This is a genomic window from Microbacterium sp. Leaf161, assembly GCF_001423645.1.
GTDB lineage: Bacteria > Actinomycetota > Actinomycetes > Actinomycetales > Microbacteriaceae > Microbacterium > Microbacterium forte.
The window spans coordinates 667,607-693,334 of the sequence record NZ_LMOW01000001.1; the positions used below are offsets into that span (position 1 = coordinate 667,607).

The 25,728-nt window shown below is 66.5% G+C and carries 24 protein-coding genes and 1 tRNA gene; 5 read left to right on the forward strand and 20 right to left on the reverse strand.

What is annotated here, in order from left to right; translation table 11 throughout:
* Nucleotides 1-6 precede the first annotated feature (6 nt).
* From ASF87_RS17430 to ASF87_RS03430, 10 genes are all read right to left on the reverse strand, one after another.
* Nucleotides 7-756, reverse strand: coding sequence for a nitroreductase family protein (locus tag ASF87_RS17430; RefSeq protein WP_082508743.1), 750 nt, complete (start codon nt 754-756; stop codon nt 7-9).
* Complete coding sequence (locus ASF87_RS03390; protein ID WP_056374162.1) at nt 753-1,550, reverse strand: lantibiotic dehydratase C-terminal domain-containing protein; 798 nt, start codon at nt 1,548-1,550, stop codon at nt 753-755. Before ASF87_RS03390 ends, ASF87_RS17430 begins: the two co-directional genes overlap by 4 nt.
* Nucleotides 1,547-2,749 (reverse strand): hypothetical protein, encoded by a 1,203-nt coding sequence (locus ASF87_RS03395; protein ID WP_157549989.1) that lies wholly within the window; start codon nt 2,747-2,749, stop codon nt 1,547-1,549. The genes ASF87_RS03390 and ASF87_RS03395 overlap by 4 nt, the downstream gene beginning before the upstream one ends.
* 118 nt (nt 2,750-2,867) lie before the next feature.
* A complete protein-coding gene (locus tag ASF87_RS03400) occupies nt 2,868-4,460 on the reverse strand; it encodes a YcaO-like family protein (RefSeq protein ID WP_082508744.1) in 1,593 nt (530 codons plus the stop codon).
* A complete protein-coding gene (locus ASF87_RS03405; RefSeq protein ID WP_157549990.1) occupies nt 4,457-5,416 on the reverse strand; it encodes a hypothetical protein in 960 nt (319 codons plus the stop codon). Before ASF87_RS03405 ends, ASF87_RS03400 begins: the two co-directional genes overlap by 4 nt.
* A 197-nt stretch (nt 5,417-5,613) precedes the next feature.
* Nucleotides 5,614-6,681: a hypothetical protein gene (locus ASF87_RS03410; RefSeq protein ID WP_056374170.1), complete on the reverse strand. Its 1,068-nt coding sequence runs from the start codon at nt 6,679-6,681 to the stop codon at nt 5,614-5,616.
* Nucleotides 6,681-7,865 (reverse strand): hypothetical protein, encoded by a 1,185-nt coding sequence (locus tag ASF87_RS17640; protein WP_157549991.1) that lies wholly within the window; start codon nt 7,863-7,865, stop codon nt 6,681-6,683. The genes ASF87_RS03410 and ASF87_RS17640 overlap by 1 nt, the downstream gene beginning before the upstream one ends.
* A 1,304-nt stretch (nt 7,866-9,169) precedes the next feature.
* The gene (locus ASF87_RS03420; protein ID WP_056374173.1) at nt 9,170-9,913 is read right to left on the reverse strand and encodes an ABC transporter permease; all 744 of its coding nucleotides are present in this window, start codon (nt 9,911-9,913) and stop codon (nt 9,170-9,172) included.
* Entirely contained in the window at nt 9,913-10,650 is a 738-nt protein-coding gene (locus ASF87_RS03425) for an ABC transporter ATP-binding protein (RefSeq protein ID WP_056374175.1), read from the reverse strand. Before ASF87_RS03425 ends, ASF87_RS03420 begins: the two co-directional genes overlap by 1 nt.
* Before the next feature lie 30 nt (nt 10,651-10,680).
* Nucleotides 10,681-10,863: a thiazolylpeptide-type bacteriocin gene (locus ASF87_RS03430; protein ID WP_056374177.1), complete on the reverse strand. Its 183-nt coding sequence runs from the start codon at nt 10,861-10,863 to the stop codon at nt 10,681-10,683.
* Between the two features lie 554 nt (nt 10,864-11,417).
* Here ASF87_RS03430 and ASF87_RS17645 point away from each other — a divergent pair.
* The 3 genes from ASF87_RS17645 (at nt 11,418) to ASF87_RS03445 (ending at nt 13,335) form a co-directional block, all read left to right on the forward strand.
* The gene (locus tag ASF87_RS17645; protein WP_157549992.1) at nt 11,418-11,894 is read left to right on the forward strand and encodes a hypothetical protein; all 477 of its coding nucleotides are present in this window, start codon (nt 11,418-11,420) and stop codon (nt 11,892-11,894) included.
* A gap of 158 nt (nt 11,895-12,052) precedes the next feature.
* Nucleotides 12,053-12,820, forward strand: coding sequence for an alpha/beta hydrolase (locus ASF87_RS03440; protein ID WP_056374182.1), 768 nt, complete (start codon nt 12,053-12,055; stop codon nt 12,818-12,820).
* A 26-nt stretch (nt 12,821-12,846) separates the two neighbouring features.
* Nucleotides 12,847-13,335, forward strand: a complete 489-nt coding sequence (locus ASF87_RS03445; protein WP_056374184.1) for a hypothetical protein — start codon at nt 12,847-12,849, stop codon at nt 13,333-13,335.
* Between the two features lie 55 nt (nt 13,336-13,390).
* Here ASF87_RS03445 and ASF87_RS03450 read toward each other — a convergent pair whose 3' ends face one another.
* Both ASF87_RS03450 and ASF87_RS03455 read right to left on the reverse strand, forming a co-directional pair.
* Complete coding sequence (locus tag ASF87_RS03450; protein ID WP_056374186.1) at nt 13,391-13,774, reverse strand: DUF7010 family protein; 384 nt, start codon at nt 13,772-13,774, stop codon at nt 13,391-13,393.
* 455 nt (nt 13,775-14,229) lie between these two features.
* A tRNA-Ser gene (locus ASF87_RS03455) sits at nt 14,230-14,320 on the reverse strand.
* Between the two features lie 125 nt (nt 14,321-14,445).
* On the opposite strand from ASF87_RS03455, the gene ASF87_RS03460 reads away from it, so the two are divergent.
* Nucleotides 14,446-15,222, forward strand: a complete 777-nt coding sequence (locus ASF87_RS03460) for a hypothetical protein (RefSeq protein ID WP_042539944.1) — start codon at nt 14,446-14,448, stop codon at nt 15,220-15,222.
* Between the two features lie 335 nt (nt 15,223-15,557).
* Here the strand turns inward: ASF87_RS03460 and cydC are convergent, their stop codons facing one another.
* The 5 genes from cydC to ASF87_RS03485 all read right to left on the reverse strand — a co-directional run bounded on the left by cydC (nt 15,558) and on the right by ASF87_RS03485 (nt 22,235).
* A complete protein-coding gene (cydC, locus tag ASF87_RS03465) occupies nt 15,558-17,225 on the reverse strand; it encodes a thiol reductant ABC exporter subunit CydC (RefSeq protein WP_056374188.1) in 1,668 nt (555 codons plus the stop codon).
* The gene (gene cydD, locus ASF87_RS03470) at nt 17,222-18,889 is read right to left on the reverse strand and encodes a thiol reductant ABC exporter subunit CydD (RefSeq protein ID WP_056374190.1); all 1,668 of its coding nucleotides are present in this window, start codon (nt 18,887-18,889) and stop codon (nt 17,222-17,224) included. The genes cydC and cydD overlap by 4 nt, the downstream gene beginning before the upstream one ends.
* Nucleotides 18,890-18,995: 106 nt before the next feature.
* Nucleotides 18,996-20,018 (reverse strand): cytochrome d ubiquinol oxidase subunit II, encoded by a 1,023-nt coding sequence (gene cydB / locus ASF87_RS03475; RefSeq protein WP_056374193.1) that lies wholly within the window; start codon nt 20,016-20,018, stop codon nt 18,996-18,998.
* Nucleotides 20,019-20,032: 14 nt separating this feature from the next.
* Nucleotides 20,033-21,448: a cytochrome ubiquinol oxidase subunit I gene (locus ASF87_RS03480; protein WP_056374194.1), complete on the reverse strand. Its 1,416-nt coding sequence runs from the start codon at nt 21,446-21,448 to the stop codon at nt 20,033-20,035.
* A 109-nt stretch (nt 21,449-21,557) separates the two neighbouring features.
* On the reverse strand, nt 21,558-22,235 hold the full coding sequence (locus tag ASF87_RS03485) for a helix-turn-helix transcriptional regulator (protein ID WP_056374197.1): 678 nt from the start codon (nt 22,233-22,235) through the stop codon (nt 21,558-21,560).
* 100 nt (nt 22,236-22,335) lie between these two features.
* On the opposite strand from ASF87_RS03485, the gene radA reads away from it, so the two are divergent.
* Nucleotides 22,336-23,703 carry a DNA repair protein RadA gene (gene radA / locus ASF87_RS03490; protein WP_056374199.1) on the forward strand — a complete coding sequence of 456 codons (1,368 nt, stop codon included), beginning with the start codon at nt 22,336-22,338 and terminating at the stop codon, nt 23,701-23,703.
* Between the two features lie 132 nt (nt 23,704-23,835).
* On the opposite strand, the gene ASF87_RS03495 is transcribed toward radA, so the two are convergent.
* From ASF87_RS03495 to ASF87_RS03505, 3 genes are all read right to left on the reverse strand, one after another.
* Complete coding sequence (locus ASF87_RS03495) at nt 23,836-24,246, reverse strand: hypothetical protein (RefSeq protein WP_056374201.1); 411 nt, start codon at nt 24,244-24,246, stop codon at nt 23,836-23,838.
* Nucleotides 24,247-24,525: 279 nt separating this feature from the next.
* Nucleotides 24,526-25,191, reverse strand: coding sequence for a hypothetical protein (locus ASF87_RS03500; RefSeq protein ID WP_056374203.1), 666 nt, complete (start codon nt 25,189-25,191; stop codon nt 24,526-24,528).
* Between the two features lie 9 nt (nt 25,192-25,200).
* Entirely contained in the window at nt 25,201-25,704 is a 504-nt protein-coding gene (locus tag ASF87_RS03505) for an amino-acid N-acetyltransferase (protein WP_056374205.1), read from the reverse strand.
* Nucleotides 25,705-25,728: the final 24 nt, after the last annotated feature.

Sequence of the window (25,728 nt, forward strand, 5' to 3'; positions counted from 1 at the left end):
CGTCCATCAGCCGATCACCCAGACGTATAGACAATGCTGACCCGCATCGAGACTGAGCGCGGTGGCGACCTCGTCGTCGTAGAAGCCTCCCATTGGCAACGCCGTGCCTCCCAGCTCAGTGCAGACGAGCTGCAGGAGACCGCCGATGTGGCCCGCCTCGAGCAGGAGCAGCCTGAGCGCCAGAGCGCCGTACCTGCCGCTCAGCGCGGCGATGTCTCCCACAAGGAAGATGGCTGCGCCCGCGTCAGCGAACGTCCGGTATCCGAAGCGCGTCTGCGGTGTGAGCGCATCAAGGCTCGATGCGCTGGTCGAGACGACCTCGTGCAGGCCGTGACCGCGCGGGTCGTACCGCCCGATGACGGAATCGTCGATCGCCGGCGCGAAGACGTGGGCATGCACGGCGTATGCCCGACTCGCAGAGGGGTAGGCGCGGTGGTGGTGGCCATCGACGCCCACCCGCACGGTTCCAAAGGTTCGCGCCATCACAGTCGGGACGTGGAGCCGCTCCCGTCCGGCGCGGGGCCATTCGGAACGACGAGCGGAAAGGATGTCGCTCAGAGACGCTGCCCGCCGAGCATTCTCGGACGGAGCCGGGTACGGCACCGTGCGCCCGATGGGGCGTTCGAGTATCGCTGCGTCCGACCTGGGCGCGGTTTGCGCAAGGTCGAATGACACCAGCCCGCTGTCGCGAAGGTAGTCGGTCGTCGTGGCGTCGCGGCGGAACGGACCGGGCGCCGCCTTTGTCCACTCGCTCATGTATCTCCCCAGAGCGCGCTGCCGAGAGCGGCTTCCCACTCGATCGGCACCCCCAGTCTGTTGTTCGTCATGTGGATCTGTGAAGCGAGCACGAGCGGGGCTGCCTCTGCGAGGAGCGGCCGCGTGGCCTCCAGATCTTCGATCCATTCTGCGAGGCCTGTCTCGACATCGCTCAGCACAGCCCCTGCCCGAATCGGCGAGAGGACGGCCCCGACCGCGTCGGCCGGGATGATCCGTCGGGATGATCGCGACCAGAAGCCGCCGTACCGGCTGAACTCGTCGACAAATCCCATCCGCTCCACCACGGCATTCATCACATAGGCAGCCGCGGCCAGCCGACTGGCGCGTGACCCCGATGCGCGAATCACATCGACGGCGAGTCGGCTCGACGAGACGAAGGCCTTCTCGGCCGCGGCCATCGCCTCCCCAGCCCCGTACCGCTGAAGTTCCGGTGTGTACACTTCGTCGCGGACAGTGCCAGTCGTGTACCAGGGGGTCGCGTCGCTCACCTCATGGCCCTCTCGGAGATGCGGAGAGATCTTCGCGTAGTAGTCGTGCGCAGTCAGATCTGCTGAGTCGGAGTTCGCAAGTGTGCGCACAGCGTACGCACGCACCTTCTCGGCCGCAGACGGCTCTGCGAAACGGAATCGCACATGTGGTCCGTGCAGCCAATAGCGCACGAAGAACCAGTGCGTCGGCTCGACGGCGAGCGCATCGGCCACGCCGGTGATGAGGCGGTCCTGAGACTGCGGGCTGTGGCAGTACACGTGTAGCGAGGTCCAGTCGATGGTCATCGGGGCACCGGTATCTTGAGCTGCGATTGGGATGGCAGACCGCCGGCGATCAAGTAGAGGGGAAAGAGCCTTCCGAGCGTCTCGGCGGAAGAGCGTTCGTCAAGACTGCGCAAGGGATGCGCGGCGTGCCCGCACGAGGCTGCGGCGATGCCGACAGCCTGACCCAGCATCCCGGCGACGATCAGCTCGGTCGCAAACGCGGATGGCGAGGGGTCTGCGCGAGTACTGCCGATCACGACGATCCACGCACAGCCGAGAAGCTGGAGTCCGTCGCGCACGACGAGACGGATGACCTCCTCGTCACCCAGGCCGCCCCGCTGGGAATGGCACACTGCGCGGGCATCCCTTCTCAGCCCATCGACGCGCCACGCCTGACCATCCGCCTCGTGCGACAGCAGCAGGACCTCGAGATCGGCGGGTGGGCAAGATTCGAGAGCGACTGACAGTCCGTCGAGCAGCGTGCCGCGGTCCTCTTCCGTTAGCGATCCGCCAAGGAACGACAGTCCTTCCGCCGATTGTGCGCTCGTCCGTATCGACTCGTACCGCACACGCTCCCGCGCTCGTCGGTGCGTGAAAGCCGGAGCCGAAGTCAGGACGACGTCGGCCTGACGATTCTGAGGCGTCGTCAGCTCATCCAGCAGGGCTCCGACCGGCCCAGACCGTCGCTCTAGCGGCGCGTGCTCGACCCGGTATCCCCATCCAACGAACGCGGGAGCATCCGCGCCGGAACGCGGCTCCGTTTGATACGTCGCCTCGAGGAGGGGGACGGTGTCGGGCCCCGTAGGCAGCCCGCCTCTGCCGTTGCGGATCCAGCGCAGCTCTGCCCCTCGCCGTGCCGCCGACGACGCCCACTGGAACAGCACGTGGCCAGCCGAGATCAGACTCAGCACGACCCCGAAGTCCCCGTAGATCGCCGGAAGTCCGTTCGGTTCGAGCAGAACCACCATCCGAAGTCGCGTTCCGGGTTCAGGGGCAGGATCGGTCGGCGCATCACCCAGCCAGTGGAACATCCCGGTGGCCCGGTCGAGAGTCCACCAGATCCCGGTGTCGAGATCCTGCGCGATCACAGGATTCCAGAGCCGGCCTCGAGGAGCCGGCGCCGCGGAGTGCAGCGGGTAGGGGTTTTCGGTCGACACCCACAACGGGGAGACGGACTCGGCGAGGACCTCGCTCAGCGCATTCTGTCTGCCCGACCTCATTTCTCCCCGCCTGAGAGTGCGAAGCGCGTCGATGAGCGACACCGCGGAACGGGGCCAGCCGCCGGCGAAGCGCTCATAACGGTCACGAAGCAGCTCGTCCCGAAGGCCGACGCGAGACTCAAGGGAAGGGATGCGGGTCATCGGCATGTTCGCGCAACCGCTCCTCTCCGAGATCGGTGCCGGCGTACCCGGAACGAGCGATTGCTCGGCGAACGCGGCGGAGGTTGATCCGTCGGTGTCGATGGCCGAACGTCATCGGCAGCATCTCCGGCACGATGGCCTTCGCGACGAAGAGTCCATGACTGAAGCTCACATCGGTGGTCACGTCGACGAAGTAGACATCGGTGTCGTCGGACACCTGATGCACCAACGAGCGCAGGATGTCGTCGGCGGTCCGCCCCGCGGCCGTCACCGGATATCGGCGCGCCCATTCGTCGAACTGCACGGTCTCGGAATCTCTGAGGTAGTCGTACTTCTCGCGGAACGCGCGAGAAGCTCCACGGTGGACGTGGTCGAACATTTCGTCGACCTCCGATGTCGCGGAGAACTCCTCGGCAAGAGCAGGATTGGTGGCATAGATGGCATGTCCGACGACAGCCTCGTCTACCGCCAGCCGCACCGCCGTCGCCGCGTCAAGGTGCGACGCCGTGCTCAGGTAAGAGCGGACGGGTCCATCCTCGTCACGGATCAGGCAAAGGACCACGGGCACGGCGATGTCCATCGTGAGGTTGAACAGGTCGATGGATCGCTGCGGTGTGCGAGCGCTGTCGACAAGGTTCCCCAGGTCCCCGGGGAGCGATCCGGGATCGATGCGCTGCAGCTGCGGACGGGCGATCCAGAAGACGAGAAACGCATCACGCTCGATCATCTCGAGCAGCGCGAACAGACGCGCCTCCGACAGAGAGCTGCCCACCGCAGCCCCGCTGGAGCTCTCGTAGAGATAGCGGGGCTCGGCGACGTGTCCGAGCTCGACGGCTTGCAGCGGCACGTGCGCCGGCTCCCCCGATGGATAGTGGACGCCCCTCAGCCACAGCACCGGGTCACCATCGCGATACGCTACGCGATCCTTCGCCTGCTTTTCGGCGAAGTGCAGCAACGCCCGAGGATCGACATATCCGGGACCCGCATAGGGGTAGCGATGCACCTCGCCAGCCACGTCGTGCAATGCGTGTCGTTCTATCATCTCGAGGATTGCGACCCGTTCGGCAGCCTCGAACGTGTCGCCGCGTCCGAAGGAGGTCACAACCGCCGACGCGTATCGGAACTCGGCCCCGACAGTGGCGATGCCGCTCGAGTTGAGGTCACGGAAGAGATTGGAGATCAAGCCGAGTTGCGGATCGAACAATTCGTCACGGAGCGGGTCAGTGTCGGGAGGACCACTGATCCTGCCGTCCGCGCCGCTCGGTCGCTCGTTGGGGAGGGGGTCGTCTCGGTGCTCATATTGGCGCCGTTGCTCGATCGACACTCGCCGCGAGGTCGCTTCGTGCGTGCGATCGTTCCATTCGCGCAGGACGCCCTGGACGGCCTCTGGCGCGCTTTCTTTCCACGCTGATCGCAGCGCCGAGGTGAACGGATCGGGGGTCCCGCTATCGCCGATCGGAGTCGGTCGACCGTTTCGAGCGAGAGCGTCGCGGACGCCCCGCTCCACGGCCTTCGCCGATGAGAACTCGCCGCCGTACAACATGTCGCCGAGATCGACCCACATGGTCATCGCGCCGCCCCCTGCCCCCGCTGCACCGGCGCCCCGTCGACGAACACCTCGATCTCGTCGCCAAGTAGATCAGGAGCCGTACGTCGTGCAACGCCCGCGCGCATGTCCCCATGCACGACCTCGGCTGAGCCGACCCGCACGGTGAAAGAGCGCCATCCGAGGATGCGCAACGACCTGGACACGGCCGCGGCGATCGCATTGACTCCCGCCTCGGCTGCATCGGCCCCGGACGCCGAAACCGTGTGAGCCGTTCCCCGCAACTGCCAGTTGCACGTCGCGATCGGGTGCCCGTCGTGAGTTGAAAGACGCAGCTCGCCCGCGACCGTCGGGTCGGAGACGCCGCGCACCAGAACACGGTCGACGATCTGCGCATTCGTCGCCGGGATGCTCTCGGCCGGAGTCTCCGCGAGCCGAATGCACTCAGGGTAGCCCTTCATCGTGACGTTCGACACGTCAAGGTCCCTCGTCACCGTGTACGCGTTGCGGAGGCGTCCGATTCCCGCGGTCCGGTCGACGAGCAGCGCGATCCCGAGCGCGATCAGCAATCGTCGCAGAGGAGACCCCGGTCCAGCGAACTGCATGTCGTCGGGCGCGCGCCGCGGGTCGTGGACTCTCCACTGTCGAGCGAGAGACTGCACATCGTCGGTGACGACGGCGCGCGCAGGGAAGGCCAATGACACACGCGGATCGATCACGAGGCAGACCCTGCCAGGCTCGTACGTCCCCATGTCATCACCCCATACGACGATCCTGCAGACTCTCGAGATCTCGGTCGCGGTGGTGAACATGCGCCACAGACCCGTCGCGAACGCTGCATCGTCCGGAACGCTCGACGCGTCCAGCGCCCACTCGCCCAGCCGTTCGATCGCCTGATCGGGATCGGGAGCATGCTTGAGGACGTACGGCCAACCGTCGAGGTCGGCGTGTTCCAGGGCCGTCGTCGCAAGTGCTCCCATCTTCTCGAGCACTCGCATGCCAGGGGTCGGCGCGAAGCCAGCAGAGGGACGCGGGTGTTGCAACTCGCGAGCCGCTGTACGGAGCGCATCCGCAGGAAGAAGCGAATGCGGGATGGTCGCCTGCCGTCGTCCAACTCGCACAGTAGTTCCGTGCGCAGTTTCCTCGAATGCTGCGTTCCCCCGGTACACGACGTATCTCACCGTGAACCTCCGACGTCGCTGAGGAAGTTCGCGGGGTGTTCGAGCGTGCGCACCAACAGATAGGCCGCCTCGACGCGTTTCCTGGAGCTGATACCGAGAGTGGGAAGCAGCAGGTAAGCGAAGTTCACGCACATTCGATACGCTCCGAACTCGTAGGAGTCAAGCACGGCGACGTTCTGCGCGCTGAACGCGTCGGCATGGAAGCGGCTCAGCTTGCGGAACCGCCGGTAGTCGAGCTGGGCACGCCAAGATCGCCGCAGCGAGTCCTGCTTCACGTCGCGTGCGCCTCGCAGCGCGTCGTTCAAACGCATCAGGACGTCGCGCCAATTGGCGAGCAGGGCGAGGAGTTGCCCGTCGCCTGGTTCCCGGGCCGGTGTCACCGCCATCGCCGTGTCGAGCAGAGTGTTGAGCTGCTGTGCCGCGCGCGTGTACACCTGATCGAAGGCCGCGGCGTACTTCGGCAACCCCGGATGCTTGTACGAGAAGAAGCCGATCACATGGGACTTGAACGACAGGTATCCTGCAGGCTGGCCGCCGACCTGAAACAGCGGTGCCGTCACGCCGAAAAGGCCGAACACGAACAACACTTCTCTCTTGCGCCGATCCGCGTCGAGGTACTCCATCGTGCGTTCCATGAGCGGCTGGACCTCGAACAAGAAGTGGTTGAAGCGCTCCATGTCCTCGACACGGAAGTACTCACCGCGGCGTTCGATGTACGAGACGACGGCCGTCTCCGCTCGGCCGTGCGCGGCGACTCTCACACGACCCAGCCGGTGTATCTTGCGGATGTCCCGCCACATGTCTCCATACGAAGCCGCGGGCTGGCGCTCCTCGTCATCCAGGGAGCCCAAAAACTCGTCGGCGGCGGTCTGCACCTGGCTGCGCAGATCATCCGCGAGGCTATCGGGGGCATCGACGTAGCAGCGGAAGATCGGTACGCCGGCGACCGTCCGCTCGACGTAGTATCGACACTCCGTCGCGCGGAGTATCGGGAGCAGCTGCTCGACGTGAAAGCGCATCTTGGCAGCCCGGCTGGTATTCATGCCGATCGTGAGTTCGATCATCACACTCCTCCGACGACGAACTCGCGAATGTACTCTTCGGCACTCGCACGGTCGGGCAGGGCCTCTGCCACGATCACGAGATCGGTGTTCCCGATAGCGTTCAGGAACACCTTCACCAGCAGCGGGTGGTCAAGATCGCAGAACTGCGGCTTGGTGAAGCCAGTCGAGATCGACCGCACCGGCGTGCCGACGTTGCCAGCACGGCGGGTCTGGAAGTAGAAGCGCTGCGGCATCGAGAGTTCGTCGAACAGGTCGATGAGCTCGCCGAGCGATTCCGAGACCGAGGGCCCCGCTAGCACGCGCAATCGTGTCGCCGGGACGACCCAATGGCGACGCTCAAGCACCACACGGCCTGCCCGAATCCGCGGGCTCGCGATGACGTGGTCGGGGTCGGAGGCGTCCGGCAGCGCATCGAGGAACAGAGTGAGGTACTCGAAGGCGTGGTTTATGTTGCTGTACAGGTTCGTCGTGAACGCGGTATAGGCGGGGAAAAAGGCTCGGATGAGGTTCGACGTGAGTACCGGCTGAAGTCGTTCACCCGCTGGGGCGATCACCACTGGACGAGTCTCGGTAACGTCTACCGTGGCAGTGCTGAGATCAACGACCTGCTCGTAGTTGGCGTCGGCCGCTCTGTCCCTCGTGTAGCGAGTTACCACACGACGGTGGAACATCGATTCCGGACGTGCGGCGGCATTGAACCCGCACGTCTCATAGATTTCGGCGGGAGCGATGTCCCCCCTCGAGTAGTACTCCTCAACCAGCGAGCGATCGCTGTCTGAGACGGGAAGGTGGCGGAGAAACCGACCGAGAAAGGCGAGGTGACCCGGGTAGAGCTTGTTGAGCACGACGTCACCATTCGCATCCGTCATATGGAAGACCGAATAGGCGGCGGCAAGTCGCGACACCGAGTCCGGAATGCGACTGCGCAGCCCGTCGAGAAAGGCGGCCTCGAGTCGAATCTCCCCCGCCGCACTTTCGTCGCGCAGACGCGCCACAAACTCTTCACGGAGATCGTCGAGCACGGAGATGTCGGGCACGGTGGTAGGGATCCTTGCCCACGGATCGCTCCAGAAGCTGCGATATGCGACGTTCGCGTCGGACGCGAGCCGAAAGAACAGCGGGTCTTCTGCAGTCCTCGATGCCCCGTCGCCCCACGCCGCGCGGGCTGCGGCGGCGAAGGTCAACTGAATCCTCACGTTCACATCGAACAGAGGCCACAGCGCCAGGAATCTACCTAGGTCCTCCGTAGCGGAGTCCGGGAGAGGTGACGACGCGCCCCCCAGGCGCACCGAATCCTCGTACACCAGACGGGAAGGCGGGCGGTCCCCGTGCGCACCCCATCTGTCCCGAACTGCCGCGAGACCGCGCATCGCCTTCGACAGAGACGTCCGCGACGGCGCGGCGTTGAGCGAGTCGAGCTCTGCCGAGAGGTCGCGCAGCGCAGTCTCCAGTTCACCGAGCGCCGGAGTGAGAGTCGCAGTCGGCCGATCGCGGATGCGATCTGCGATCGCGAGGGCAAGATCTGTCCGATCAGAGGGGAGGTCTGCCGGACGCACCACACCCACCGAAGCCAACCGTCGGAGCAGCTTCCGCGCCGAGCCGTCGGAGAGGCCCAGCTCTGTGCTCAGCCGAGCTACGGTCCACGGCGAGCCGGAGTTCACAATCGCCGCAAGCACCGGTCGCGCCGGAAGCCGGATGGCTCCATCGCGCGTTCGATACACAGAACCTGAGCCCGAGTTCCATTCCTCTGTGTACGCGACGACATGTCCGTCAACGACGGAGGTGAATGGTCGCACCTCCCAGGCGAAGTGGTCGATTCCCTCGTCGGAGAGGGCCGCGGCCTCGTAGAGCTCGAACAGGGCGGCATTGTGGAAGCTGAATGGCCGATGACGGAGTCCCCCCCGGTGCTCGGACGGCGGATGGATGATGGTCTGCGTGAACCTCGACAGCGGCGATGTCTTCATCGCCGCTCGGGCCGCGATGCGGGCGAAGACCAGCTCGTGCTTGCGATACCGCGCATCGGGTGGGCCGGAATGGCTGATCAATCGCGCGTGCGACTGCTCCACCCCCTCGCCCAACGTATGCAGGGACCACGCCAGATCAGGGCTCTCCTGCCAGACCCTCTTGAGGGCGGCTCGCGTGCGCAGAAGCGCGGACTCGCAGATCTCGTCGTAGTCGCGACGTGCAGTCGCGACCGCCGACGCAGCGGCGCGGACCCGGCTGAGCATCCCACCGTTGAATACAGAGGTCTCGAGCATCATCACTCGCGTGATGTCGTTGCTGCGCAGCACCCGCACGACGTGGGAGCCTTCGGCGGTGCGAGGCGCGCAGGCGCGAACCGCTTCGAGGGCGGCAAGTCTGACACGGTGAAGTTCCGCCTCAGCAGAGCGGAGACGACGACGAGCGTCGACGACGTCCGCTCCGCTGTCTAGGAAGTCGTCGGCGTGCAGCGGTACGCGCTCTACCGTGTATGGAAACTCCTCGATCGTCACCGACTGGTCTTGCGCCATCGCCAGAGCACCACGGGGAGGAAGACGATCAGCAGCCCGAGGAGCACCGAGACCGAGATCCACAGCGAGCTGCTCTGCCAGACCTCGGCGCTCGGGTTCCACGCCCAGCGCATGAGCTTGACCAGGTGATAGAGGGGATTGTATTCCGCGACGGTCTGCAGCCACTCCGGCAGCATGGCGATGGGCCATGCTGCGTCGCTGAGGAAGAACATCGGCAGAAAAGCGAACATCATCACAGCGGAGTACGTGTTGATCCGAGTGAACACGACCCCGGCACCAAACCCGAAGGTAAGTGCATAGACAAGGGCGACGACGAAGGCGACGACGAAGAACACCAGATGCGGGGAGCTCACATCGAACATCACGCGCGCTGCGATCAGCACGAGAGCGAGGCCGGCCAGTGCCGTGAGAGACGCCTTCAACACGAGCACGAACAAGAACCTGCCGAATGGCATAGGCGTGACGAGAAGGCGGCGATACACACCGCGCACCTTGTCGGTCACGACCTGGTTCCCGATGTTGTACACGGCGGACGCGAACACTATAAGCGTCACGAACGCAGGGATGTACTGCGCAAAGAAAGAAGCGTCGCCGTATGAGGATTCGCCGAACATGCTCGCAAATACCGCGAACACAACGACCGGCATGATGACACTGAAGAGCAGATACAGGGGTTGGCGGAGGTAAACGAGAAGCTCGATCTTGAGCTGCTGGAGAAGCATCAGCGGTCACCTGCCATTCGAAGATACGCATCATTGAGGGACCGGGCGTCGTACCTATCAACGAACCCGGCAACCTCGCCGCCGAAGACGAGCTTCCCGTCGTTGAGGACGAGCAGCGAGTCACAGTACTCCTCCACCTCTTCCATCGAATGCGTCGACAGAAGCACCGTGGATCCTGGGGCGAGCGACCGTAGAGATGTCCAGAAGAACTCCCGGGACAGAGGATCAAGACCGGTCGTGGGTTCGTCGAGCACGGCAAGTGCGGGGGCGTTGATGAATGCGAGCGCGAGGTTGACCCTCTGCTGAGTGCCGCCAGAGAGCTTGCTCACGTACTTGTTTAGATACGGCTGGAGGTCGAGCCGCTCGATCAGCGGCTTTACGTCAACCGACTTCTTGTAGTAGCTCGCGAAGAGCTGCAAGATCTCGTGCACCTTGATCTGGTCGTAGTAGGCGGTCTCCTGCAGGATCACACCGAGCCGTTCACGGAGGTTGGCACGAGTGATCCCACCTCCGTACACGATCGCTCCGGTGTCAGCCGCGGTCAAGCCGACGATGATCTCAAGAAGAGTGGTCTTGCCGCTGCCATTGCGACCGACAATCCCTGTGATCGCTCCTTCGCGGATTTCGGCGCTCACACTATCGAGCGCGGTCACGTCCCCGTAGCTTTTCGAAATGTTCTCAATAATCACGAAGTGCCCTCTGCAGAATGGGACGCGGAGGGTGGCGGCGAGTCGCACCGACACCCTCCGCGAAGGTGTGGTGTTCTCTCACAGGCCGACGAACACGTTGACGCTGCAGCACGAGGTCGATGCGCAGCAGGAGCAGCTGTTACAGGAGCTGCTCACCGAAGACGCCGCGGTCTCCGAAAGCGTCACAGTTTCGTCGAGTTCAATGATCTCGATCTCGTCGAACATCACATCGATGTCGGCAAGTTCCATCGTTTCTGACATATTTCACCCCCCTTCATAGCGAGTTTCCGGATGGCACAGACTCACTATCGACCTGCCGGATTGGGCGGGTCGCGCTTACGCTACCAGGTAAGACGCAAATTGATGGATAAATTCTGAGATCCGGCGCGACGGATCCGCACACGCGTCGAGCATTTGGCTACGATGTGCCCATGACGACGCGTCACCCCAGACCCGACGACGAGCGAGTGCTGAAACAGATTGAGCGCTTGGGTGCCGTGGCGAGCGGTGTGTCCAGTCTGGAGTACCTTTTGCGCCCGCAGGACCGGATATTCGGAGGCCTGAATCACTGGCCGTCGCAGCGGCGACGGGTGGTCTCGAGCGATTCCTCGCCGACGTTAGGAACGAGAATCCTGGACCACATTGGCGCAGAATCGATGGAACAGTTACTCCACGCCGCGCGTCTCGCTTCTGTGACAGTGCTCGTGCTCCCTGTCCGCTCATCTCGTTGCCGTTTAGTCGCGAACCTCGTACTGAGCGCGACCGGCGCAGCGCTCGCGCCGAAACACTTTTACGGCTCTGAAGGCTCCGATCACGTGACCATCGTCGTCCACGCCTTGTGCGGCATCGGCCGCGCTTCGCCCCGATACCGGGCGGATGTGCTGGACACTATCGCTGTGCAAGGAGCGCTTTCCTACGGAGTCTCCGGACTCGGAAAGCTCGCCGGCGACAAGTGGCGCGGTGGCACCGCCTTGGCGGAGCTCTCCGAAGCTCGGACCTACAGCACGGAGGAAGTCGCTCGGACACTCAGAAAGCACCCGCGCTTGTCCCGTCTCATCACGTGGGCCGCGATCGTGGCGGAGGTCGCCGCCCCGGTCGCGTTGCTCGCGCCGCCGAAGTTCGCACAGGTGGGCGTGTGGGCGATGCGTGCGTTTCACCTTGTCAACGCTGTCACGATGGGGCTCAATAGGTTCTTCTGGGCGTTCGCTGCATTCCACCCCGCGATGTTGCGGGCATCTCGGCACGCCGAGTACACGCGGCGGTCTCGGCGACGCAGACGGGGCCCAGCGTGATGCGCGTCGCCTCACGCGCGACAGCACTCGTGCTTTTGGGCGGAGCCGTCGCCGCCGCGACCGCTCCCTGGCGACGACGTGGCCTGACGGCACATCAGGCGGCGCCGGTCGTGAGCGTGAGTCGTTCTGAATCCCCGATTGCGGGAGGACCACTTGTCGTGATCGAGCCCGACGTCGGGCTCGGCGCGGACTTCTGGCGACCGCTCGCGCATACGCTCGCCGAGCGGGGCTTCGACGTGGCGCAGGTCGACCGGGCGGGCGTCGGAAACGCCCGAGTGGAGCCACGCTTGCGTGGCGACCGATCGGGATCGAGCGCGATCACGACGGCGGGGAAACGGCTTGCCGAGCAACTGGACTACGAATGCGGCGAACGGGAGGTGTTCCTTGTGGGTATCGGATTCGGTGCGCTGGTTGTGGGCACCTGGCCACGGCCCGAGAGGGTGCTCGGACGGCTCCTCATCGACCCCTCCTGCGCAGGCGACTGGATGACGGCCTCGCCGCGGATGCTGAGACGCGCGAGGTCCCGGCTGTTCGACGCACGACTGACCCGCACGACGCTGTGGTTCGGTGGCGACCTGCTCAGAGCTCCGGCCGCGGTGCCACCCGGCCTCGACACAATCACGCGCGAGCTTGTGCAGGCCATCGACCGCGACCCTCAGGCGTGGCAGGCAGTCTGCGATGAGCTATGGACAGTCATCGCGGGAGCGCGGACGCTCAGCGACCTCGTCGATCCCGACACCGCGGTCCTGGTCTCTCGTCGGCTTGCCGCGGGTGAGCCTGACCTGGTCACTCGGTGGCGAAACATCTGCAGTGCCGAGGGCGCCTCGATAGAAGCTCCAACCTGGCTTCCTTCGGTGGAGGCCATGCCCTCCGATGCGCTCGTGGACGCTCTCGCGACGGCAGTGGAGAAAGGTGCGTTGAGGTGAGGCGCCGCCCCGCACATGCCAGCGCAATGACGTGGTCCCTCGCAGCCTGGATCGCACTGACCGTCGTCACCCAGCATCCGCTCCGCGAGTTCGACGGACCTCGGCGCAAGAAGTCGTTGCGCATGGTTCTCCCCGACTGGCGTTTCTTCGTGCCGAACCCCGCCACCGAGGACCTGGTGCCGTTGTATCGCTCAGTCGTCGACGGCGAGGCGGGCGGGTGGAGGCGCCTGTATCCGCCGCGCACGCCGCGTTGGTGGCACCTCCTGGTGAATCCCGACGGTCGCCGTGATCATGCCGCAATCGACGTTTGCCGGGAACTCACCATGCTCGGCGTTCTCGATGCAACGCAGGCCCGCGAGTGCGTTCCGCTGACTCTGCTCCGCGACGCAGTCGCACGGCAGATGGGCCAGGGCGCTACCACTGTGCAGATCGCGGTCGCGGCAGAGGCCCCCTTCGCCAGCCCGCCGCGACGGCACCTCGTCTGGCTCTCTCCGATACTCGACGCGCGGCGTTGACGTTCGTCATGGCGGTCCGACCTCGACGACAGGCCGATGGAGTTAGGTCTCTCATCTACTCGTCCCGCATTCCGGCGCGATAGAGAAGCGGTGCGGCGAGGACGAGAACCAGCGTGCAGGTCCAGCCGACAAACTCGCGGAACTCCGGCACCACGAACAGAGCAGAGGTTCCGATGAGCACCAGCGCTCCGGCGAGAACCGCGTACTCCCGCATGCCGTACAAAGCAATGAATGTCAGGTAGTGCGCTCCGACGATTATGGCGGCGGCTGGAAGGAACAGTCGAGGATCGACTGTTCCGAGCGCCAAGGCAAGAAGCAATCCGATCGGGACGGTGAAGGCGGATTGCATGGCCAGCCCGATGGAGGGATGTCCCTTTGGTAGGGCGCTCGGGCCGCCCGTGATTTTCAGGGCAAGCGAAGCCAGAGGAAAAATGAGCATCCCCCCGCGAACAGTACGGCCATCGCGGCGACCGGCGTCGCCCATTCGAATGCCGCCGATGCGACACCCCAGACCATGGCCGAAACGACAGTACCGAAGGCACCGCCCTTGTAGATGCGCCGCACGTCCGCTTGCGCCTGCTGTATTTGCATGAGCCCCCGTACGCCCTGGCAGAGTGGCGATACCCGCCGCTACCTACGATAGATCCCGCGCCGGAGACGATCGACCTCGGTGTGTTGATGGTGTCGTCCTCCCCGGCGGGCCGTCTTCAGGGGTCGCGATCGGACTCGCACCCGCGACGACCCCAAAAGAAGTAGGGGTCCGAGGTTCGCACGGGACTTGAGCGGACTGATGAGCTAAGCGATGTCGAGGAGCTCGACATCGAAAACTGCACCAATAATGCACCACACCCGACCTTGGATACGGAGAAACCCCCGATTTCTCGGGGGTTTCCGTGGCGGTGACGGTGGGATTTGAACCCACGGTAGGGGGTTACCCTACACAACTTTTCGAGAGTTGCACCTTCGGCCGCTCGGACACGTCACCGCGGACTAGCTTACGACAACCCGGGCCACGGCGCGAATCGACGGGGTTTTCCCCGGCCGCGCCTCGGTCGGCCGCCATGTCCCCTGGTTAGGATGGCCTAAGGAATCAGGCACGGAGGGGACGCAATGGGCTTCATCAGGTCAGAGGCGCTGGCAGAGACCGGCTACGTCGTGCTCGACGACCACGACCAGGCATCCGACCCCGCCGAGTGGCTCGATCTCGAGTACATCGGGTGGCGCTCGTCGGGCGTCACGCGCTTCGCCCCGCTCGCGAGCTATGCCGGCGCGATCGAATGCAACGGATTCTGGAACCACACCCCTCCTCGCACCGATAAAGACGGCGTGTGGGTCGAGTCGCAGGTCGCGATCGCCCCGACCCTGCAGCGCCGCGCTCTCGAACCCGGTGCCGGAGTCGGCCGCTGCCGCGTCATCGAGCTGCAGCCCAACGAATACGCCGACGCCGTCTACAACCTGCACCAGGACGACAACAACCGCCTCAACGAAGACGGCACCGGCTGGGTCGTTCGCGGCTATTACAACCTCTCCGACGACACCGACTCGCTGCTGCTCCTGCGCTCCGACCGGTTCGACCCGGCGACCGAGATCCGCCTGCCGCTGCGCGAGGGCTCGCGCATCATCGTCGACACGCAGCGCTTCTGGCATGCGGTCTGGCACCGCGGCACGACTCCACGCTACGCCCTGATCACGTCGTGGACGTCCGGCCCCGAGCTCGATGCCTACATCGAGGCGAACCACGGCGACCCGCACCCCGCGACGGTCGATCTCGACCCGCAGCTCGTCGACGACGCGCAGGTCGAACTGCACCGACGCATCGAAGAGCGTCGCCGCGTCTTCGAAGCCCAGGGCATCGTCATGGAGCCCCGGGCCGACCTGAGCGTCTGACGGGGACGCTCACCGCGTTTCGTCTGGTCGCTGCGCTCCTCGCTCAACGGACGGGCCGCACCGCGTCACACCCCGAGCCGCCATCCCGGGGACCGTCCACACGTACCGATCGCAGGACCGAGGCACGCCTGCAGGATCGGAACCCCGATATCGAGAGGGCATCCGTGCCTGCGCCCTGCACACGGACACGAGGTACGGAGATCCTCACGCACCAGCGAGCACACCTTCGGACGCAGAAGCCCACCCACCGCACGAGACGACGGATGCCACGGCGCCGCGCCCGTCATGCGACCCTGTGCCCGCGGGCCGGCCCTGCGGACGCGGATGACCGCCGGCTACCCCGATACGGTGCGCCCCTCTTCCAACCTGACGACCCGGTCGACGGTTCCGGCCGGAGGGGCGACGTGCGAGATCAGCAGCACCGACTGCTCCCCCGCGGCCTGCAGCAGGTCGCGCAGCAGGGCATCGGATGCGTCGGGATCGACCCCCGCGGTCGGCTCGTCGAGCACGAGCACCGGGAATCCCCGCAGGAGCGCTCGAGCCAGGGCGATGCGCTGCGCCTGACCGCCCGACACGAGGCCGCCTCGGTCGCCGACCCGTGCATCCAGTCCCCCGCGCTCGCGCACCCATGACCCGAGTCCGACCCGGTCGAGCACGGCGAGCAGCTCATCATCGGTCGCATCGTCGCGGGCGAACAGCAGGTTCTGCCGGATGTCCTCGTCGAACAGCTGCGGACTCTGCTCGCACAGCCCGATCGTGCGGCGGAGCGCGGGACCCGACAGCGCCGCCGCATCCATGCCGCCCACGGAATACTCGCCCTCGACCCGCAGGAATCCGACGATCGCGGCAGCCAGAGAGCTCTTGCCCGCCCCACTCGGCCCCGACACGAGCACGCGCTCTCCCGGATGCAGATCGAGATCCACTCCGCGCAACGCCGGCGCCCCACCGGGCCACCACGCCCGCACGCCCCGCAGCCTCAGCGCCGGGACGCCGTCGATCTCGGCATCCTCGCCGTCGTCCGACCTCAGTTCGCCCGGCACCTCGGAGGGCAGCACGTCGACGATGCGCTCGGCACTCGACCGCACGCTCCGCCAGGATGCCGCGGCGATCGGCACCGCGCCGAACACCTCGAACACGACCATCGGCACGAGCACGGCGACGGCCAGCCAGGGCCCGTCGATCGCGCCGGTCTGCAGGCCCGGCGCCGCCACCGCGAGCGCCCACACGGACGCGGCACCCGCCACCGCAGACACGACCCCGGCCGCGATCGCCTGCGCGAGGGAGGCCGTGCTCACAGCGCGACGCAGCTCGGCATCCGCCTGTCGCACGCGCTCACGCGCCTGCGGTTCGGCTCCGTAGGCGAGCAGCACGTCGAGCGAACCGAAGTAGTCCGTCAGCGCCGCCGACAGGTCGCCGCGGCGACTCGACACAGCTGCCTCGGCGCGCGACCCGAACAGCCACCCAAGACCGACGGCTGCAGCCGCGGCGATCACGAGGCACGCAGCGAGGGTGAGCGCGGCCGGCACCGAGACGAACGCAAGGAATCCGACGGCGCCGAGCGCCACGAGCCCCGACACGGCGAGAGGCTGGATCACCCGCAGCGGCAGGTTCTGCAGGTTCTCGACATCGTCGACCAGGGCCGACAGCACCCGGCCGTGATCGGTGCGCCCGAGCCCCGCGGGCGACAGCGGAGTCAGCCGCCGCACCATGTCGGCGCGGGTCGACGCGAGCTGCCGCAGCGCCGCATCGTGTCCGCTCAGACGCTCGAGGTAGCGCGTCACCGCCCGCGACACCGCGAAGAACCGCACGCCCACCACCGCGATCGACAGCGGCACGAGCGAGTCCACGATCGACGCGCTGACGATCAGCCACCCGCTGACCGCGAGCAGGCTCACCGCGGCACCAGCCGAGAGGAAGCCCCAGATCAGGCCGGGGAGGAAGCGACGAACAGGCGGCTGCGCCAGGCGAAGGATGCCCCGGATGCGCGCGGAGTCGGTGCTCATACCCGCACCCCCAGCTCGACGACGTGGTCGGCGATTGCTCTCGCCGATCGGCGGTGCGAGACGAGGAGGATCGTGCCACCGGCATCCGCCCGCGCCCGCAGCGAGGTCCAGAGCCGCGCCTCGGTGTCGGGGTCGAGCGCGCTCGACGGCTCGTCGAGCGCCAGCACCGCGTCAGGGTTGCCGGCCTGCCGATACAGCGCCCGCGCGACCGCGACCCGCTGCGCCTGGCCACCCGACAGCCCGCTGCCCTGCACGCCGAGTTCGCACGTCGGATCCAGTTCCTGCGCGCACGCATCGTCGAGTGCACGGCGGATGCGGTCGGCATCCGGGTCCGCATCGCCCAGCGCCACGTTCGCCGCGATCGTGCCACGGCTCAGCTGCGGCCGCTGTCCGCTCCAGGCCAGCCATTCCGACGGTGCGAGCTCGCGCACATCGACGCCGCCGGCCTCGGCCGAGCCATCGAACTCGACCGCACTGCGCAGCGCCGCGAGCAGACTCGACTTGCCCGCGCCGCTCGGCCCTTCGATCAGCGTGATGGTTCCAGGAACGGCTGTGAACGAGACGGGCGGCAGATCGCGCACACGTAGATCCGATACGACGAGGTCTCGCGCGTTGCCCGTTCGCAATTCAGCATGAACACGGCCGAAACCAGCGCTCAGCTCTTCTTCCGGCACCGTGCCAGGGTTCCGTGCTGAATTGTGAACGCCGACGACGCGAGCCTCCGCCGCGTCGAGCACCTCGAACACGTCCTCCGTCGCAGCGACCCCCTCGGACGCGGCATGGAACTGCACGCCGACCTGTCGGATCGGCAGGAAGGCCTCGGGGGCGAGCAGCAGCACGAACAGCCCGACCTCGAGCGACAGGTCGCCGGACAGCAGCCGGAATCCTACGGCCACCGCGATCAGCGCCACGGCGAGCGAGGCCAGCAGCTCCATCGCGAAACCGGACAGGAACGAGAACCGCAGCACCTTCATGGTCTCGCGGCGGTACTCGTCGGCGGTGGCCTCGATCTGGGCGGCCGCACGGCGCTCTCGACCGAACAGGCGCAGCGTCGAGAGCCCCTGCACCGTGTCGGCGAACCGGGCCGCGAGCCGCTGCAGCGTCTGCCACTGGGTGCGCTGCACCGTGCGGGTCGCGATGCCGATCAGGATCAGGAAGAGCGGGATCAGTGGGAGCGTGATGATCGCGGTGAGTCCGCTCGGCCAGTCCTGCCACCACATGACCGCCACCAGCACCGGCGTCGCGATGACCGTGAGCACCAGCTGCGGGATGTATCGCGCGAAGTACGCGTCGAGCGCCTCGAGTCCATGCCCTGCGGTCACCGCGAGACCTGCCTGATTGCGCTGCGCCAGCCAGCCGGGTCCGAGCCGGCCGACCGCAGCGATCAGCGCAGCGCGCAGCTGCATGCCCGTCTTCGCCGCGGCACGGGTGCCTGCGGCATCCGAGGCGGCGATCAGCACGCCCCGAAGCGCCGCCAGACCGAGCAAGCACAGCAGGGATGCCGTGACATCGCGCCCCGCGAGCACGCCGGTGACGGCCTGCGTCAGCAGCCACGCGAACGCGACGGTGACCGCCGTCTGCACGACGCCGATCGCGCCCGACAGCAGCAGGAATCCACGGGCCGCACTCGCATATCGCAGCAGGCGGATGTCGACCGGCTTCACCGCTCGCTCCCCGCAGCAGCCGTCGGACGGGAAACTCCGGCCGCAGTTCGTGCCGCGCCCCGATCAGGGATGCGGCACGAACTGCGACCGGAGCAGGAGTCGGGTCTCACGCGTGCGCCGGAGCCCCCTCGATCGAGCTGCGGGTGACCCGCTTGCGGAAGATCCAATAGGTCCACGTCTGGTACGCCAGCACCAGGGGCAGTGCGATCAGGGCGGTCCAGCTCATGATGGTCAGCGTATACGGGGTGCTCGATGCGTTCTCGATCGTGAGGCTGAAGGCCGGGTCGATGGTCGACGGCATGACGTAGGGGAACAGCGCCGCGAACAGCATCACGACAGCGGATGCCACGGTGACAGCGCCCGCCGTGAATGCCCGCCCGTCACGTCCGCGCATCGAGAACAGCACCGACGCGACCAGGGCGAGTGCAGCGACGAGCCCGCAGCCGACCACCATGAGCATCAGTGGAGACTGGCGCCCCCAGGCGATGCCGATGGTCCAGATCACGGTTCCCGCGGCGGCGAGCACGGTCGGGCCGGCGGCGAGCTTCACCAGTCGACGAGCATCCGCGTGCACCTGTCCATCGGTCTTGAGCGAGACGAACAGCACGCCGTGCAGGAAGAACAGCAGCAGCGTCGTGACGCCGACGAGCAGCGAATAGGGGTTGAGCAGGGCGAAGAAGCCCCCGACGTAGATGTGGTTCTCGTCGATCGCCACCCCCTGCACGATGTTGCCGAAGGCGACGCCCCACAGCAGCGCGGGCACGGCAGAGCCGATCACGATCATCCGGTCGAACCCGCGCTTCCACTGAGCGCTCTCGCGCTGGTGCCGGTACTCGAACGAAACACCTCGCAGAATGAGCGCGAGCAGGATCAACAGCAGCGGAAGGTAGAAGCCGCTGAACAGCGTCGCGTACCACTCGGGGAACGACGCGAACAGGCATGCGCCGGCCACGATGACCCAGGTCTCGTTGAGATCCCAGATCGGGCCGATCGTGTTGATCACCTGGCGACGTGAGACGTCGTTCTTGCCGAGGAACGGCAGCGACATGCCCACGCCGAAGTCGAATCCGTCGAGCACGAAGTAGCCGACGAAGAGGAAGGCGACGATCCAGAACCACATGTATTCCATGACTGATCCCTCTCTCAGTACACGACGGACGGCAGCTGGGCCGTCTCCTCGTGGGGCTGCTCTTCGGTATCCGGACCCTTCTGGGCCGCGCGGATGATGAGGCGGATCTCGACCACGGCGAGCGCGGCGTAGATCGCTGTGAACGCGATCAGCGAGATGAGCACTTCGACGCCGCTGACTCCTGGCGAGACGCCGTCCTGCGTGGTCATCAGACCGAACACGATCCAGGGCTGCCTGCCCATCTCGGTGAAGACCCAGCCCATGATGTTGGCGATGAGCGCGAGCGGGAACGACCAGATCGCGAGCTTCCACATCCAGGGCGTCGGCGGGTTCTTGGCGCCCTTGCGGGTGACCCAGAGACCGACCACGGCGACGAGGGCTGCGGCCATGCCGAGGCCGATCATCCAGCGGAACGCCCAGTACGTGACCCAGAGGATCGGGGCGAACTCGGTGAGGCCGGTGTCGGCGAACGTGGTGGCGTACTCGGCGTTGAGGTCGTTGATGCCGTGCACGCAGGCGTCGAACGTGTGCGTCGACAGCAGTGACAGAAGGTACGGAACACGGATCGAGAACAGCTCGGAGCTGCCGTCGGGGGTGCCGAGCGTGAACAGGCTGAACGAGGCATCGGGCCCGCACACCGTGTTGAACGTCGCTTCCGCCGCGGCCATCTTCATCGGCTGCGCGGCGTACATCGCGAGGCCCAGCTGGTCACCGGTGAGCACGACGCCGGCGGTCGAGACGATCATCGCCCAGAGCCCGAACTTCAGCGAGATGCGCATGGTGTCGAAGTGCTGGCCGCGTGCCAGGTGCCAGGCCGAGACCGAGATCACGACGCCGGCGGCGAACATCAGCGCACCGAAGATCGTGTGGGGGAATGCGGCGAGCGCGACGGGGTTCGTGAGCAGCGCCCAGAAGTCGGTGAGCTCGGCGCGGTTGGTCTCGGGGTTGAAGACGTAGCCGACCGGATTCTGCATGAACGCGTTCGCGGCGATGATGAAGTACGCCGAGAGGATGCTGCCGATCGAGACGCACCAGATCGTGGCGAGGTGCAGCTTCTGTGGGAGCTTGTCCCAGCCGAAGATCCACAGGCCGATGAACGTCGCCTCGAAGAAGAACGCGAGCAGGCCTTCGAAGGCGAGCGGGGCGCCGAAGACGTCACCGACGAAACGCGAGTAGTCCGACCAGTTCATGCCGAACTGGAACTCCTGCACGATGCCGGTCACGACGCCCATGGCGAAGTTGATCAGGAAGATCTTGCCGAAGAAGCGCGTGAGGTGCAGGTACTGCACCTTGCCGGTGCGCACCCACGCGGTCTGGAAGATGGCTGCGACGAGCGCCATGCCGATCGTCAGCGGCACGAACAGGTAGTGGTAGACGGTCGTCAGACCGAACTGCCATCGAGACAGGACCAGCGGGTCGAGCCATTCCATGAGCCACTCCTTCTTCCGTGCCCGTGTTCTTCCGTGCCCCGGGTGCCACGCTAACGACGTGCCCGCTGCCCTCGCGGGGCCGCAGACCGTGAATAAGACAGATGCTCGCCTAGGCGGCGGTCATCTCCGTCAGGCGCAGCTGCACCACGCACTCAGCAGGCACAGCGCAGTCCGCCGCGAGGGCGGGGGTGCGCACGGCCTCGGCAGCGAGCGGCCCACCGGCTTCGGTGAGCACCCCCTGCATGAGGCCGAGGTGCACGGAGCACAGCATCGGACGGTCTTCGGCGCGACCCGCGGCGTGCGGGCACGGGCTGAGATCGACGGTGAGCTGCTCGTCATCGACGACGGGCTCGAAGCCGCTCTCCTCCAAGTGTTCGATCAGGGCATCCAGCTGATAGGTCGCATCGCGACCCAGAGCGGATGCCGACGCAGGAAGGACTCGGCGCAGCAGATCGCCGCGGACGGCGGCCGCCTTCGCCTTGTTGCGGGCGATGGGGCTGGAGGCATCCGCTGCGCCCGTCACCGCGCTGTAGAGCGTGCGCGGGCGACCGCGGGTGGTGCGGTGCTCGCTGGCCTGGATGACGTAGCCACCCTCGATCAGACGCTGCAGGTGCTCGCGCACCGTGTTGGGGTGCAGCCCCGTCGCCTCGCAGAGCTCGCCGATCGTGCGCTCCGCGCGCGTCCGCGTGCCGTCGTCCTGCGCCGAGCCGCCCTCGAACAGCGCGTGCAGGATCCGCACTCGCGAGAAGGTCGAGATCGGCCCGCAGACGGGCCCGCCGTTGGCCATGACTCCAGTATTCCGTGGCCGCTGCGCGACATCGAGGGGTTGGGCCGTGAATAATGCCCGAACCGATAGGGATGTCTGATCCCGGCGATAGCCTGGCTGCATGGCCACCCGAAAACCTGCCCCTCCCGCGTACGTCTGCACCGAATGCGGGTGGACGACGGCCAAGTGGGTGGGTCGGTGCGCCGAGTGCCAGCAGTGGGGCACCGTGCAGGAGCAGGGCGTGCAGACCGGCATCCTGAGCCGCATCACCCCGCTCGCGCCGACGGCGGCGAAGGCCGCCCGCCCGATCACGCAGATCACCACCGAAGACGCCCCGCGCCGCACGAGCGGTGTCGGCGAGTTCGACCGCGTGCTCGGCGGGGGGATCGTGCCCGGTGCGGCGATCCTGCTCAGCGGCGAACCGGGTGTCGGCAAGTCGACGCTGCTGCTCGAGGTCGCAGCCCAGGCTGCCCGGTCGGGGCGTCGCGTGCTCTACGCCAGCGCCGAGGAGTCTCCCGCCCAGGTGCGCCTGCGCGCAGAGCGCACCGGCGCCCTGCACGACGAGCTCTATCTCGCGAGCGAGACCGATCTCGCGACGATCCTCGGCCACATCGACGAGGTGGCCCCGCAGCTGGTCATCGTCGACTCGGTGCAGACGGTGTCATCGTCACTCATCGACGGCGCGGCCGGTCAGCCGAGTCAGGTGCGCGAGGTGGCGGCGACTCTGATCCGTGTCGCGAAAGACCGCAGCCTGCCCATCATCCTGGTCGGCCATGTCACGAAAGACGGCACGGTCGCCGGCCCTCGAGTGCTCGAGCATCTGGTCGACGTCGTCTGCCACTTCGAGGGCGACCGACAGACCTCATTGCGCTTCATCCGGGCGCTGAAGAACCGATTCGGCCCCACCGATGAGGTCGGATGCTTCGAGATGACGGGTGCGGGCATCTCCGAGGTGCCCGATCCCTCGGGCCTCTTCCTCTCGCAGGGCGCGACAGAGCCCGGCACCTGCGTGGCCATCTCTCTGGAGGGGCGCAGAGCGCTGCCCGTCGAGGTGCAGGCGCTCACCATCAACACGACGGCGCCCAACCCCCGTCGTGTCGTGCACGGGCTCGACTCGTCGCGCGTGGCGATGGTGCTGGCGATCCTCGAACGACGAGCGCACATCAAGACGAGCAATCTCGACGTCTACGTCTCGACCGTGGGCGGTGTGCGCTTCACCGAACCGGCCGCCGACTTGGCGATCGCGATCGCCGTGGCAGGGTCCATCCAGCAGATCTCCGTGCCTCGCACGGTCGCCGCCGTCGGCGAGCTCAGCCTGGCGGGCGAGATCCGCCCCGTGACTCAGTCGGCGCAGCGCCGTTCAGAGGCCGCGCGACTCGGCTACGACCAGGTGGTCGATGACCGCTCGAAGACTCTGCGCGCGGCGCTGAACGACGTGCGCGCCCGCAACACCACCCGGCGCAGCGAGGCAGACATCCCGCCGTTCTGAGCGCGCAGCGGCTGCGCCCCGGCGCCGCCGCACCCTGCCGTGGTCAACAGAGCACCGGAAGCAGGCGAGTGGGATGCGTTCGTGACCACGCGCCGCTCCGAGCGCGCGATCCCGCCGCAGCGCCGTCGGGTCTCAGGCGTCGAGCGCCTTGAGCAGCTCGTCGGGCGCGGCCTGCATCGGATGCGGCCCGGCGATGTCGAGGAAGACGGTCGTGATCGGGTGCGCGGCGAGGAACTTGCGCAACCAGTCCGCGGTGTAGATCCCCACCCCCGGGGGCAGGTTCGCCGGCTTGTTCTTTGCATCGCTGAACAGCAGCAGCGCCAGATCGCCCGACTTCGGGTCGCGATAGGTCCAGACCTCTCCGCTGTCGAGCGGATTGTCGCGAGCACCGGGCTTCACGAGCGGCACCACCGTGGTGCCGTGGCGGAGAGCCAGGGCGACCGCAGCGATGTCCTGCTTCTCCAGCGCCTGAGCGAGGGCATCCGACCGGAAATCCTCGGGTGCGGGTGCGCTCTTCGCTGATTTCGACTTCTTCGCTGCCATGCATCCAGCATATTCAGCGGATGGCGATGCGCGTCCCGAAACCGGAGTAGAGATGGAAAGGGGCCCTCTCGAGTCATCCATTGGGGACTGGGGTACTCGAGAGGGCCCTCGGACCCTCGGGCGGCATGTCGAAGCGCTGGGGACGCTGTGCTCGACGCCACTGGGGATGGCATGCGCCGCAAGTCTGCGAGGGTCACTTCAATGGTATCCCAAAGAACGAACAGTGTCACCCGAAACTGAGTGCAGGACTGTATTCGAGACGTTTGGCCAGTTTCGGCGTCAATAGAGCAGGATCTGCTTCGTGGTCGTGCCCTTGAAGCCGCCGATCTCGACGGCGACGTGGTACGACGCTCCACCCCCGGGTGCACGCGGACGATTCTCGTCGGCGCAGGTCTCGACGCTCGAGCGGGTGCGATCCCAGGTGACCGGCACCTTGCTCGTCACGGTCGCGCCGGCCGTGAGCGTGGCGACCATGCTGCTCGGATTCTCCTGGCAGTCGGTCGACGTCCACCAGACGTCGGATCCGCTTGACACCGTGAGCCTCTGGGTCGTCGACCCCACGTCTATCGCGCAGTCGGTCGAACCGCGGTTGGTCAACGAGATCGACAGCTGCGGCATGACCCCGGGGTCGTATGCGTCAGCATCGGTGACAGCAGCCACCTCGACGTCTCCGGCTTCGCACGCGACGATCCCCGGAGTCTCCTCGGCCGACGACTCAGGCGCGGGTGACTCGGCGGCGGGCGACTCGCCGGCGGTGGGATCGGGCGTCGACGACTCCGGCGCAGACGCCGATGCGCTGGGCGACGGCGTCGCCTCGGCAGCGTTCGCCCATGGGCGTGCCACGAGCAGCCATACCGCCACGCCGACGACCGCGACCACGAGGATCGCCGCGACGAGGGTCACCAATCTCCGGCGACGATATACGGCGGCGGAGTGACGAGGCATTAGTTCAGGTTAGTTGAGGCTCTTCAGCATCCTGGTGTTGCCGAGCGTGTTCGGCTTGACGTGCGCGAGATCGAGGAACTCCTCGACACCGGCGTCACCGCTGCGCAGCAGCTGCGAGTACACGTCGGGGTCGACGACCTGTTCACCGATAACCGAATAGCCGCGCCGGCCGAAGAAGTCGACTTCGAAGGTGAGGCAGAACAGTCGACTGAGGCCGAGCTCGCGCGCCTGCTCTTCGAGCGCGCCGACGATCGCACCGCCCACGCCATGGTGCAGCCAGTCACCGCGGACCATGAGGGTGCGCACCTCGCCGAGGTCCTCCCAGAACACGTGAAGCGCGCCGCATCCGATCAGCTCGCCGTCGGCTTCGGCGACGACGAACTCCTGCACCGCGCCGTAGAGCACTGCCAGGTCTTTGCCGAGCAGGATGCGCTGCTCGACCATCGGCTGCAGCAGGTTGCGGATGCCGATGATGTCAGCGCTGCGCGCCGGCCGGACGATGTACTCGCTCACACGTCAAGCCTAGAACCCGTCACC